Raw genomic sequence first — 12,296 nt, forward strand, 5'->3', positions numbered from 1 at the left:
AAAATCACTCAGATTCTCCTTTTTAGAACGCCCAAAATTGTCTAGAATTAGAGCGAGCGTTTTGAGAAGGATTTTATGTCTAAAAAAATTTGTTTAACTGGCGTAAAGCCAACGGGAAAAGTCCACCTGGGTAATTATATCGGGGCGATTAAACCTGCCATTGAAATGTCCAATTCTGGTGATTACGATTCATACTATTTCATCGCAGACTACCACTCACTGATTGGTGTGCACGATGCAAAGCTGATGAGACAATATATTTATGATGTAGCGGCCACATGGCTTGCGATGGGACTTGATCCAAAAAAAGTCACGCTTTATAAACAAAGTGATGTTCCTGAAATTTTAGAATTAAACTGGATCGTGAATTGTTTTACCAGCAAAGGTTTAATGAATAGAGCACACGCTTACAAAGCGATGGTGCAGGAAAATGAATTAGAGAAACGCGACAGAGATGTCGGTGTGAATATGGGACTCTACTCTTATCCGATTCTCATGGCCTGCGATATTATGATTCTCAATGCAGACGTGGTTCCGGTAGGAGCAGATCAGCTTCAGCATATTGAGATTGCCCGCGATATCGCTCACTCATTTAACAACACTTATGTGAAAGACTACGAAAAATACAGACTGTACCTGGAAAAAAATCCGGAAGTGCGTCTGGATAAATCAAAAATAAAACTCACTCCTCCACAAGCAATCATCAGAGAAGACGGAAAGCTTCTGACTGGTCTCGATGGAAGAAAGATGAGTAAGAGTTACAATAATCACATTCCACTTTTTTCTACTGAAAATGAATTAAAGAAATTAATCAACAGAATCACGACAGATTCAAGTGATCCAACATCACCGAAAAATCCTGATGAGTCTTTGATTTTTGAGTTCTATCAAGAGTTCGCAACAAAAGATCAAGCAGACGCTCTTCGCGCCTGGTACCTTCGTGGTATCGGTTGGGGAGAAGCGAAGATGGAATTATTAAACGTATTAAATAATATGCTTAAAGAGCCGCGTGAAAAATACGCTGAGCTTATGAGCGATACTAAAAAAATTGATCTAATCCTGGAAGAAGGAGCGAGCAGAGTTCGCCCAAAAGCTCAGGCCTTGATCAAAGATATTAAACAGACCGTTGGTGTACTTTAAGAGGAGAACACTATGAAGTTTCTAGGATGGATTTTATTTCTTGCAGTTAACACACAAGCTTTCGCTCAAGGCGTAGTCATTGAACCTGCACCACTGAGTGTTGAAGATAATGGCACAAGAAAAATCATCGAAAGAAAAGAAGGTGAAACTCCAGCAGCTGAAAATCCAAAAGATGTCGTTGCTCCTCCTCCAGCTGAAGCACTAGTCATTCCTAATGATGATGTGATCAATCCTCCTGCAGGATCAAAGAAAGAAACACCAAAGAAGACTGCTAAAGCTTCTAAACCAGCTCCTAAAGCTGAAGTTAAACCAGTGGCCGTAGAAGTGATTCCTGCCATTACTCCAGTTGCTGAAAAACCAGCACCGCCAGTGAATCCAATCGACGGACAGTTAAAACTTGATGGCCCGGCAGTTCCTAAAAAGAAATTAGTAGAAGTCGAAATTCAAAATACAGTGGTGGTGCCAGACGCGAATCAACCTCCAACAAATATTGAAATCGTTGCTATTGGATACGTAGAAAACCCACTTAAAAAATACCTACAATTTTCATTCGGATACATGAACTCACGTTACGAAAAAATTCATTCGTCACTGGATAATGGATCGACGATGACATCGTTTAAATTCGTAGCTGACATGACTCAAAAATGGCAGTCAGGTTTTGCTGTTGAAATTTTAGCTGATACCAGCGGACAAACAACTCCGGATAATATTCGTGTTGTTCAATACAGGCTTTTCGTCGACCACCATGCACCTCTTTTTTACAGAGGAGCAATGAGGCTTGATTGGGTAGGCGGATTATCATTTTCAATCGGTGATTTCGGGATCAGAAGACGTTATTTGAACGGGCTGGGTCAAGAAGTGAGCGTGAAGTTGAAAGACGGAATTATCGTAGGATTGATCCCTGCAGCGGGTCTTAGAATTTTCTTAATCGGACAAAATAGTTTCGATCTGATGGTTGAATACCACCAATATTTCGGAAATCCTCAGAAGTATATCGGGGGCTTAGCTATCTCTCCACGTCTAAGCTTTGAATTTTAATATTTTTTACACTGTGGGCCACTATTAGCTGGTCGAACCGTGATTTATGTCGTAGAAGGACTCTAACATTAAAAAAATGTTTCTTTCTCGATGAAGCTTTTCTGGCGTCTAATGGTTCAGGTTTCATTTAAAGCAATTTTCGGGAATTGAAACCACATTCAGACGAGGTATTAAGTGACATTTCAAGAATTGCCACTACGTGAGTCATTGATCAAAGCGATCACTGAGAGAGGATACGTAGAACCCACAGAAATTCAAATGCAAGCTATTCCAGCTTTAGCTACAACAGACACAGACTTTGTTGGGCAAGCTCAAACAGGTACAGGTAAAACTGCTGCTTTCGTTCTTCCACTTTTACATAAAGTTGATAGCAACAGCCGTGACGTTCAAGCTCTAATTCTTACTCCAACGAGAGAACTAGCTAACCAAATTACTGAAGAGATCAAAAAATTCTCTACATACGAGAGAACAAAATCTCTTGCAGTATACGGTGGTATTTCTTTAGAAGGACAAATTAAAGGTCTACGTCGTGACCGCCCACAAATCGTTGTTGGTACTCCAGGACGTGTATTAGATCTAATCGAAAGAGGTGTTCTAATCCTTGATAACGCTAAATTTGCTGTTCTAGATGAAGCAGATGAAATGTTAGACATGGGATTCATCGACGACGTAAAACACATTTTATCAAAACTTGGTGAAACTAAAAAAACTTGGATGTTCTCGGCTACTATGCCAGCTCCAATTTTATCTCTAATCAAAACTTACCTTAAAGATCCTTTAGTTGTTAAAGTTCAAAAGAAAACGTCAACAAACGAATCAATTGAACAAAAACACTACGTAGTTCGTCACTCTCACATGAGTGAAGCTATCTGTAGAATCCTTGATTCTCTAGATGATTACTACGGAATGATTTTCTGTCGTACGAAAGTTGATGCTAAGACTTTAGCTGATGAATTGAATGCTCGTGGATATCCATCAGATTCAATGCATGGAGATATGTCTCAACAGCAACGTGATATCACTATGAAGAACTTCAAAATGAAGAAGATCAACATGCTGGTATGTACTGACGTAGCTGCTCGCGGGATCGACGTAGACAACCTTACTCACGTAATCAACTACGGTCTTCCACAAGATATCGAATCATACGTTCACCGTATCGGTAGAACTGGACGTGCTGGTCTAACTGGAGTTGCAATCACTCTTGTTGAGCCAAGTGAGCGTTACAGACTTCGTATGGTTGAAAACAATACGAAAGCTCGCATTGTTCAAGCTACTCTTCCAACTCCAAAAGAATTGAAAGAAGTAATGGTAAGAAAAGAACTTAAAAAATTCGATGCTATTATTGAAACTCTTCCTAAATTAGAAGCAGACGCAGTTTTCACAGAAAAATTCGCTGATCTTGAAAAAGAAGATTTATTAAAAGTTATGTACAACCATATCTTTAAGTCACAAATTTCTCGTTACGATCATGCACCTTCTCTTGAAATTCAAGAGAGACGTCCAGAGCCTCGTAACAATGATGCTCGTGGTTCTGATAATCGCGACTTCAACAGAAATGATCGTGGTGATTCTCGTGATAGAGGAGCTCCATCAGCTCGTGGAACAGGAACATCTACAGGTAACATGAGATTTTTCGTTAACATCGGAAAAGACCATGGTCTAAACCTGAAGTCACTTCTTGGTTCAGTTGCTGGAATGGTTAATGTTGATGAACGCCTAATCAGAAACGTAGATATGAAAGAGACTTTCTCTTTCCTTGAAGTTCCAGAGCAATTTGGTGAAGTATTATTAAAAGTAACGAATCCAATGATCAGTGAACGTAACGTTCGTTTCGAACTTACTCGTTCAGCTCCAATGAGCCGCCCTTCATACGGTGGTGGAGATAGAGATCGTCGTCCGTCTTTCAGAAGTGGAAGTGGAAACAGAAACTCTAGTGGTGGTGCTGGTGGTGGATACCGCAGTGAACGTCCTCAAGGTGACAGACCTGAAGGCGGAGCACCTCGTGAAAGATCTTTCCGTTCTTAATTAATTATCTATAATAGAACCATCTATTAATAAGCACTCCTTCGGGAGTGCTTTTTTTGGCAAACTCTTAAAACTAAGAAATAAAAATGCAGCTTTGGCTGCACTTTTTTTGCCAAAATTATTTTTGGGACTTCAATTATGTCATCAAACAAAACTCTTATCTTTACTGGTGGTGGATCTGGCGGACACGTGATGCCAGGCTTAACAATTCTAAAAAAAATAAATCAAAAAGATGAGTTTGATATTCACTACATCGGTGGGATTGCGAGCATCGAGCGCGAGTTAGTTTCTGATTACAAATTAACTTATCATCCAATCCATACCGGAAAACTTAGAAGATATATTTCTGTCGAAAACCTAAAAGACATCAGCCGCGTTTTTTTAGGTCTCTATGATTCATTTAAAGTGCTTTGGAAATTTAATAGAAAAAACACACTGGTTTTTTCGACTGGTGGATTTGTTTCTGTGCCGGTTGTTCTGGCCGCAAAACTTCAAAGAAAGAAAGTCTTCATTCACGAACAAACAAGCCGAGTGGGGCTTGCTAATAAGATCTGCTCAATCTTTGCTGATAGAGTGTTCATTAGTTTTGAAGATTCATTCAAATACTTCGATGAAAATAAAACCTACTTCTCTGGATACCCCTTAAGAGAGCAGTGTTATAGCGACGAAATTGGGCCGGTAAAAATTCAGGGGAGATTAATTAATGAGTCAACCAAACCAATTCTCTTCATCACTGGCGGGGGAAATGGCTCGCAGTTAATCAATAAATTGATTGAAAAGAACTTCCAGTTTCTGACTGAGAGATACATGGTTATCCATCAGACCGGTAAAACGTTCTTTAACGAGTATAATAAGCTCAAGAATGAGGATTATATCCCAATGGCATTCATTGGTCAGGAGATGATCGATCTCTTTAAATTGGCGACTGTGACGGTTTCAAGATCTGGCGCGGGGACAGTGTGCGAATTAATCGCAGTGGGGAAGAAGTCCATCTATGTGCCGTTAAGAATCGCTCAAAAAAATGAACAGTTTTTTAATGCCCTTGAGGCCCATAAAAAACTTGGCTCGATCATCATAGAAGAGAAAGAGCTGAGCGATAAAAGTTTCCTAGCGGCATTGGATGAAATCGGTATGGATAATCCAATGACTAAAATTCAAAAGCAGAACGGCCTCCAATTTCTCGTAGAAGAAATTGAAAAGGCCTTCTAACCTATACGTAAAATATAACCACGTGATTTAATCGTTCTAATGTACTTAGAAAATGGCATAAGCTTCTTTCTAAGGTTCGATAAGTGAGTATCGATGTTTTGGTTTTGAACATGGATGTTCGGCCAAAGAAGATTTGTAATGTACTCACGAGAAAAAACCTTATTAGGATTCTTAGCAAGAAGATGGATTAGTTTAAACTCGATTGGAGTTAACTGAATTTTTTCTTCGCCAATTTCTGCCATCTGCATTTCGCAATGAAGCTTGAAACCATCGAATGAAATGATTTCAGATTCTGCCATCTGAGATTGTTTTGTACTAATCTTGTTCTTGATACGAGCAACTAGTTCTCTTAGAGAAACTGGCTTCACGATAAAGTCATCTGCACCAAGGTTTAAGCCTTTAATGATTGACTCTTCTGATGGGTCTCCACTCAAGAAGATTACAGGAAGATCAGGGTGAGAAATTTTAAACTTTTCGTACAACTCAAAACCATTCATCGTCGGCATGTGCAGATCGAGAATGATAAGATCTGTTTCAGTTTTCCCTAAGAAACTTAAAAGATCGATTGGGTTTTGGATTAGTTCAAGATTAAATGTAGGGGAAAGAAGTTCATTGTAACTTCTTAAATTATCCTTAACATCATCTACAATCGTAACGTGCATTTTTCTCTCCATATAATCTGTTGCTCCTCATAATTATAGTTTACAACATTCCTATTAGATTTAGCTTAAACGAAAAGGCTAATATCTTGAGGTATGATAATCATCTATATGTTTTTATTGTGTCAAGTAGAAATGTTTATGTGAAAAATCTAACAAAAATGACGATAGTTTGAGGCGTTCCATGGATAAGGGTGCGATATTGTTTTGGTCGCTACTTATTTGCCAAGTAGGCCATTTGTCAGACCTTGATCTAGTGGATTGATGAAGTACATGTTCAATAGGGCCTTAGAAAAGTCGGAATTACCAACCTTTGGGAAGCTTTTTCCGGCGAAATTAAGGACTGCGCCATCAGGTAAGAAGGTAATAATCATACGCTCTCCCTTTTTGATGTCGCTTAAGTTTGAATTGAACGTTTCAAGGGTTGGAAGCAAAATCTTGTACGTTTCTTTATTAGCGCCTTCGAAGGCTTCCAAATAAGTTTTCTTTAAATCCTTCACGTCTACATCACGCACAAAGTGCATAATAATTTGTTTTGGAGTCTCAGTTTGTAAAAATTCTGCGGCATTTGTGTGTTTTTCTGAAAGATACAAAGCACCGTAATAAACTTTAATTTTAAGGAAAGTAGCTTTTCTAATTCCCACTCCATTAAGCACTAGATCTTTTCCGGCCACGTTTAGCTTGTCTTCAAAGTTGATTGAATCAACTGTTAAAGCGTTTGCTGACACTGCCGTTACGATCATCATGATTAGGAAGAAAATTTTCATGCTACTTTCCTTAGTATTATAAAATTAAATTCTACTTATGTTCTCTTAACTGAACGCTTGTTTCCGTTAAGCTCTTTCTTTCTGATACGAATTGATTGAGGAGTGATTTCTACCCATTCATCGTTATCGATCCAGTCTAGTGCCCACTCAAGAGTTCTGTTAACAATTGGAGGTAGGATTGGTTGCTCATCTTTTCCAGCAGTACGAACTGAAGTTAAATGCTTCTCACGAACGCAGTTAAGAACAAGATCGTTTGGACGAGTAGCTTCACCGATAACCATACCTTCGTAAGTCATCTCTCCTGGCTTAACAAATTGTTTCCCAGAAGATAGTAGGTTGTAAAGAGCGTAAGGAGTCATTTTACCAGCTCTATCAGATACTAGAGCTCCGTTTTGTCTTCCTAGCATATCTCCTGTGTATGGTTTGTATCCCATGAACTCAGAAGACATTAATCCAGCACCACGTGTATCAGTTAAGAAAATCCCACGGTATCCAATTAGACCTCTTGAAGGAATAACGAAAACCATACGAGTTCTTGTTTCTCCAAGTGGCATCATGTTTTCCATAATCCCTTTTCTTGTAGAAAGTCTTTCAGTGATTGCTCCAGTTGATTCATTTGGAATATCTAGAACTACTTTTTCGAATGGTTCTAATTTTTCACCGTTTTCATCAGTTTGGAAAAGTACTTGAGGACGACCAACCATTAACTCGAAACCTTTACGACGTAATTGTTCGAATACGATTGCTAGCTGAAGTTCTCCACGTCCCTTAAGGATGAAAACTTTTGGATCGTCTGTTCCTTCGTATTGAAGAGCAACGTTTGTTTTAATTGAGTCTTGTAGGAATTCTTCAAGTTTTCTTGAAGTAAGGTATTCACCTTCTTGTCCTGACATTGGAGATGTTGAAACTGAAACCTGAACCCCTACAGTAGGTGGTTCAACAGTGATACGTGGAAGAGGTTCGATCTTAGATGTTGATACGATTGTATCCCCAATCTTAGCTCCATCATAACCAGCAACGATTACGATCTCTCCAGCGTCAGCTGATTCAACTTCAGTAATTGCTAGAGCAGAGAATTCCTGAATAGCTGTAATTTTTGAAGCTTTGTTTTTCTTTTCTACGTCGCAAAGAGTGTAACTTACACCTTTTTTGATCGATCCTCTTTGAATACGACCGATAGCTAGAGGTCCTAGGTATGGTGAGTATGAAAGGTTTGTTACAAGAAGTTGAAGTTCCGGCCCTTCTGAAATACGTGGAGAAGGGAAGAAGTCAGAAACCATTAAATCAAGAATTGGATTAATGTCTGTTCTTACAACTTTTGGATCGTGAGTTGCCCAACCAGCGCGAGCTGATGAGTAAAGAATAGGAATATCTAAATCGAAGTCTTCAATGTTTAACATAGAAGCAAGTTCTAGGAATAGTTCTTCGATTTCGTGCTTAACTTCTTCAATACGTTCATCGGGTCTATCGATCTTGTTGATAACAACAGCGATCTTTAATCTTTGCTCCATTGCTTTTGTAAGAACGAAACGAGTTTGAGGAAGAGGTCCTTCTGAAGCATCAACTAGAAGAATAATACCATCAACCATCATCAGAGATCTTTCAACTTCACCACCGAAGTCGGCGTGGCCTGGAGTATCCAGAAGGTTGATTTTTGTATCTTGCCAAACAAGCGCACAGTTTTTTGCTGTAATTGTGATTCCGCGCTCTTTTTCAATCTCTCCAGAGTCCATTACTCTGTCTGTTATCTCAGCGCGAGCGTCGAATGTACCTGATTGTCTTAAAAGGCAGTCGACCATTGTAGTTTTACCATGGTCGACGTGAGCGACTACGGCAATGTTTTTTAGTTTAGAGTAATTCTTAGACATACGAACGATTCCTTGGTTAGAACGTGGTCAAAATATATAGTGAATTTTGGGAGACTTTAGCATAAGATCCCCGCTATAGCGAGAACACAATGATACAAGCAAAAAATTTATCGAAGCACTTCGGTGCTCAAGACCTATTTGATAAGGTTAGTTTCCAACTCGGTCCACGCGAGCGCGTTGGTCTTGTCGGAAGAAACGGATCAGGTAAATCGACCCTTTTTAAACTAATTCTCGGAGAGTTATCCGCCGATTCTGGAGAACTGTCGATCCCTAAAGGATATAGACTCGGTGCTCTTGAGCAGCACATCCACTTCACAAAACCTACTGTACTTGAAGAATGTGTTCAGGTTTTGAACCCCGACGATTTTTTAGAACACGAAGCCGAAAAAATACTTTTTGGTTTAGGTTTTTCTGACGAAGATTTGCAAAAAGATCCAAAGAGTTTTTCGGGCGGTTATCAGATTAGAATTAACCTTACGAAAGTACTACTTCAAGCTCCCAATTTATTACTTCTGGATGAGCCTACCAACTACCTGGATATTGTTTCGATGAGATGGTTGAAAGGTTTTCTAAAAACTTTTCCAGGCGAAATTATGATTATTACCCATGATCGTGAGTTCATGGATGATGTTGTGACTCATACAATGGGACTTCACCGTCAGCAGTTGAAAAAAATTAAAGGTGATACGGCGAAATTTTACGAACAGATTATTCAAGATGAAGAAATGTACGAAAAAACGCGTGGTAACTTAGATAAAAAAAGAAAAGAGATGGAAGCCTTTGTTGAGAGATTTAAAGCGAAAGCTTCTAAAGCTGCTCAGGCCCAGTCGCGTATGAAAGCTCTGGAAAAAATGAGCACAATGGATAAGCTGGAAAATGTTGATTCATTGGGATTCAGATTCAGGTTTTTAGAGTGCCCGGGAAAGCAGATTGCTGAAGTGAAGAATTTAAGTTTCCACTACCCGGATAAAAAAGACGGGACACTTTTTCATGGTGTTAGTTTTCCTATCAATCGTGAAGATAGAATCGGGATCATTGGGAAAAACGGAAAAGGAAAGTCGACACTACTGAATGTTATTGGTGGAAACCTGCAGGCGATTACAGGAAAAGTGAGCTTTCACCCCTCTGCAAAAGTGGGACATTTCGGTCAGACGAACATCAATCGTTTGAATATGGAAAATACAATTGCTGAAGAAATTCAGGAAGAAAATATGGACCTGACAATCTCTGGTGTCCGCAATATTTGCGGGACAATGATGTTTGAAGGGGATCTTGCTAAAAAGAAAATTAAAGTTTTATCAGGGGGAGAGCGTGCCCGCGTTTTACTGGGAAAAATCCTGGCAAAACCAGCTAACTTACTTCTTCTCGATGAGCCTACCAACCACTTGGATATGGAATCAATTGAATCTTTAACAGAAGAAATTGGAAACTTTCCAGGGGCCGTTGTTATCGTTACCCACAGTGAGATTATGCTGAGAAATCTTGCGACGAAGTTAATTATTTTCCACAATGGAAATGCTGAATTCTTCAATGGAACTTACGATGACTTCCTGGCGAAAATTGGATGGGAGTCTGAAGAGACAAAACCTAACAAGACACTTAAGCGCAAGATGACTGAAAAAGAAATTAAGCAAAGAAAATCAGAGATCGTTATTGAGCGCGCGAAATTTACCAAGCCAATCAATGAAGAGATCGTGCAGTTAGAAGCTGAAATCGGCAAGAATGAAGACCTGTTAAAACGTATTAGTGGTGAGCTTGAAAAAGCGACGATGAATAATGATACGGCGAAATTAACGGACTACGCTCACGCAGTTGGAAAGCTTAATCATATGATCGATTCGCTGTTTGAAAAGCTTACAAACGCCAATGACAGTTTAGAATTCATTCAGAAAAAATACGATACTGAACTTGAGTCTCTCGATTCATAATCACTAAGTCTCCATAAATTCAATCATTCAAATAGTTAGCATATCGAAGTGGCATAAATTCATGCCACTTTCTCATACCCTTCATCCCAAAACCCCTTGATTCCATGCTTTTTCCAGCTCAGTGATAAAATATATTTAAGTTTTAACGGATAGGTTTTTAAGGGAAGTATATGATCTTAAGAGTCTTCACATTATTGCTCCTTACGGTTTGTTTAACTTCATGTGGAAGTAAAAAAGGATCTGTTCCTGTGAAGTTAAAAATCCTTCAAAGTGGTATCACTAATGGTGTAGCAGCACTTGATGGTGGTGTCTTAATCATGGGAAAAAGTGAAGATGGGGCCAACTCATTTAGAGTGGGTGTAGCGAGTTCAAATAGTGACCTGACGTTAGATTTAGCAAAAGGAAGATGGGAATTTGCAGCTGTGGGATGGGTTGGAGACTCAGGAGTTTTAACAGGAACTAACTCGTGTGCTTATACTGGATTTGTGGACTTAAGAGATACGAATTCGACAGTTACTTTTAATTTCTCTAAAGCTCGTTGTGCAGATACTTTTAATGGAAGACCATTCTCAGAACATTTAAATTCGTCTGTAACAGGACAGTTTTTACAATTATATCCAGTGCCTTGCTATCAAGCTACAGCTGGAAATTTAAATTCAACCAATTGTCCGACTACACCTTCGATTGGAAACTATCCAAGTAATTTATTAAGTTTCAAAGTTGTTTATGAAGGTGAACAAAAAGGACAAGTGGCAGGCTTCGCTTCACCGCTTGTATCAAAATGTTTTGAAGTTTTTAAGGCACCTTATCCATATATACCAATGACATCGACTGCTACTGATAGTCCGTTAGGTTTTAGTCTTCAGTTTTTTACTGATAATGCTTGTACAGGAATTCCTGTGACGTATAACTTCAAAAACGGTGCTCTGTTAAATAATCTTCCGATGCCAAACGTGTTCACACCGTATTCAACTTACTACAGTTATTTTTTCTTTAATCCAGGCGCACTTCACGATGTGAGAGTGCCAGATAGTTCAGCTGCGAATTTGAGTTTTGCGGGACAATACGTGAACAGCAGTTGGTACATTAATACGACGACTTCAGCATTCAATATTACTTCACACCCGGTATCCGCAACAGAGATGTGCTTAACTGAAACTGGGACCTGTTCAAGTGGCGACTGGATTCCTGTTGCTACAAATGGAGTTTTCAATTTTACAGCTGGTGATGGTGTTAAGACGGTTAAATTATTTCATAGAAATGTGAATGGGATTGTTTCTACAACCTACGCTCAGTCTGCAATGAATGTTGTTTTGACGCCGTTAATGTTGTCGACCCCAATAGAAAACATTCAAGCTGGTTATATCAATCTGGGTTGGACACTTGCGTCAGTCATTGGAAATGACTTAATTATGTCCTCTCGTTTAAAAATATGTGACACTTCAGCTTGTGGTGTTATTTATTTTGACCAGGTAGATGTACCTAATGTCCTAGCAGGAACCGTCCAGATTCTTCCTTCAGCACTTATTTCAAGTATACCTGCTTTAAGTACTTGTTACGCGAAGCTTGAAGTAACGGATATCTTTGGAATACCTGTTTATGTCACATGGCCCGCTTTATCTGTGACGTCAGGACTATTAAAACCATAATTAGTGC

At 39.2% G+C, this 12,296-nt stretch carries 9 protein-coding genes; 6 read left to right on the plus strand and 3 right to left on the minus strand.

Annotated features, from left to right (window positions below; genetic code table 11):
- The first annotated feature begins 75 nt into the window (after positions 1 to 75).
- The 4 genes from trpS (at position 76) to SHI21_RS03585 (ending at position 5,418) form a co-directional block, all read left to right on the plus strand.
- Complete coding sequence (gene trpS / locus SHI21_RS03570; RefSeq protein ID WP_323574746.1) at positions 76 to 1,140, plus strand: tryptophan--tRNA ligase; 1,065 nt, start codon at positions 76 to 78, stop codon at positions 1,138 to 1,140.
- Positions 1,141 to 1,152: 12 nt separating this feature from the next.
- Positions 1,153 to 2,181 (plus strand): hypothetical protein, encoded by a 1,029-nt coding sequence (locus SHI21_RS03575; RefSeq protein WP_323574747.1) that lies wholly within the window; start codon positions 1,153 to 1,155, stop codon positions 2,179 to 2,181.
- A gap of 174 nt (positions 2,182 to 2,355) precedes the next feature.
- Positions 2,356 to 4,209, plus strand: a complete 1,854-nt coding sequence (locus SHI21_RS03580) for a DEAD/DEAH box helicase (protein ID WP_323574748.1) — start codon at positions 2,356 to 2,358, stop codon at positions 4,207 to 4,209.
- 138 nt (positions 4,210 to 4,347) lie between these two features.
- On the plus strand, positions 4,348 to 5,418 hold the full coding sequence (locus SHI21_RS03585; RefSeq protein ID WP_323574749.1) for a UDP-N-acetylglucosamine--N-acetylmuramyl-(pentapeptide) pyrophosphoryl-undecaprenol N-acetylglucosamine transferase: 1,071 nt from the start codon (positions 4,348 to 4,350) through the stop codon (positions 5,416 to 5,418).
- Here SHI21_RS03585 and SHI21_RS03590 read toward each other — a convergent pair.
- The 3 genes from SHI21_RS03590 to typA all read right to left on the minus strand — a co-directional run bounded on the left by SHI21_RS03590 (position 5,415) and on the right by typA (position 8,712).
- The gene (locus tag SHI21_RS03590; RefSeq protein ID WP_323574750.1) at positions 5,415 to 6,080 is read right to left on the minus strand and encodes a response regulator transcription factor; all 666 of its coding nucleotides are present in this window, start codon (positions 6,078 to 6,080) and stop codon (positions 5,415 to 5,417) included. The genes SHI21_RS03585 and SHI21_RS03590 overlap by 4 nt on opposite strands.
- A gap of 215 nt (positions 6,081 to 6,295) precedes the next feature.
- The gene (locus tag SHI21_RS03595; RefSeq protein WP_323574751.1) at positions 6,296 to 6,844 is read right to left on the minus strand and encodes a chalcone isomerase family protein; all 549 of its coding nucleotides are present in this window, start codon (positions 6,842 to 6,844) and stop codon (positions 6,296 to 6,298) included.
- Between the two features lie 35 nt (positions 6,845 to 6,879).
- Positions 6,880 to 8,712 carry a translational GTPase TypA gene (gene typA / locus SHI21_RS03600; protein WP_323574752.1) on the minus strand — a complete coding sequence of 611 codons (1,833 nt, stop codon included), beginning with the start codon at positions 8,710 to 8,712 and terminating at the stop codon, positions 6,880 to 6,882.
- An 89-nt stretch (positions 8,713 to 8,801) separates the two neighbouring features.
- On the opposite strand from typA, the gene SHI21_RS03605 reads away from it, so the two are divergent.
- Both SHI21_RS03605 and SHI21_RS03610 read left to right on the plus strand, forming a co-directional pair.
- The gene (locus SHI21_RS03605) at positions 8,802 to 10,640 is read left to right on the plus strand and encodes an ABC-F family ATP-binding cassette domain-containing protein (protein WP_323574753.1); all 1,839 of its coding nucleotides are present in this window, start codon (positions 8,802 to 8,804) and stop codon (positions 10,638 to 10,640) included.
- A 170-nt stretch (positions 10,641 to 10,810) separates the two neighbouring features.
- On the plus strand, positions 10,811 to 12,289 hold the full coding sequence (locus SHI21_RS03610; protein WP_323574754.1) for a hypothetical protein: 1,479 nt from the start codon (positions 10,811 to 10,813) through the stop codon (positions 12,287 to 12,289).
- The last annotated feature ends 7 nt before the right edge of the window (positions 12,290 to 12,296 follow it).

The sequence above is a fragment of the Bacteriovorax sp. PP10 genome, from assembly GCF_035013165.1.
GTDB lineage: Bacteria > Bdellovibrionota > Bacteriovoracia > Bacteriovoracales > Bacteriovoracaceae > Bacteriovorax > Bacteriovorax antarcticus.

Excerpts from the sequence above, each read along its gene's own strand:
- trpS (WP_323574746.1), top strand. The coding sequence starts at position 76 with ATGTCTAAAAAAATTTGTTTAACTGGCGTAAAGCCAACGGGAAAAGTC.
- SHI21_RS03575 (WP_323574747.1), top strand. The coding sequence starts at position 1,153 with ATGAAGTTTCTAGGATGGATTTTATTTCTTGCAGTTAACACACAAGCT.
- SHI21_RS03585 (WP_323574749.1), top strand. The coding sequence starts at position 4,348 with ATGTCATCAAACAAAACTCTTATCTTTACTGGTGGTGGATCTGGCGGA.
- SHI21_RS03590 (WP_323574750.1), bottom strand. The coding sequence starts at position 6,080 with ATGCACGTTACGATTGTAGATGATGTTAAGGATAATTTAAGAAGTTAC.
- SHI21_RS03595 (WP_323574751.1), bottom strand. The coding sequence starts at position 6,844 with ATGAAAATTTTCTTCCTAATCATGATGATCGTAACGGCAGTGTCAGCA.
- typA (WP_323574752.1), bottom strand. The coding sequence starts at position 8,712 with ATGTCTAAGAATTACTCTAAACTAAAAAACATTGCCGTAGTCGCTCAC.
- SHI21_RS03605 (WP_323574753.1), top strand. The coding sequence starts at position 8,802 with ATGATACAAGCAAAAAATTTATCGAAGCACTTCGGTGCTCAAGACCTA.
- SHI21_RS03610 (WP_323574754.1), top strand. The coding sequence starts at position 10,811 with ATGATCTTAAGAGTCTTCACATTATTGCTCCTTACGGTTTGTTTAACT.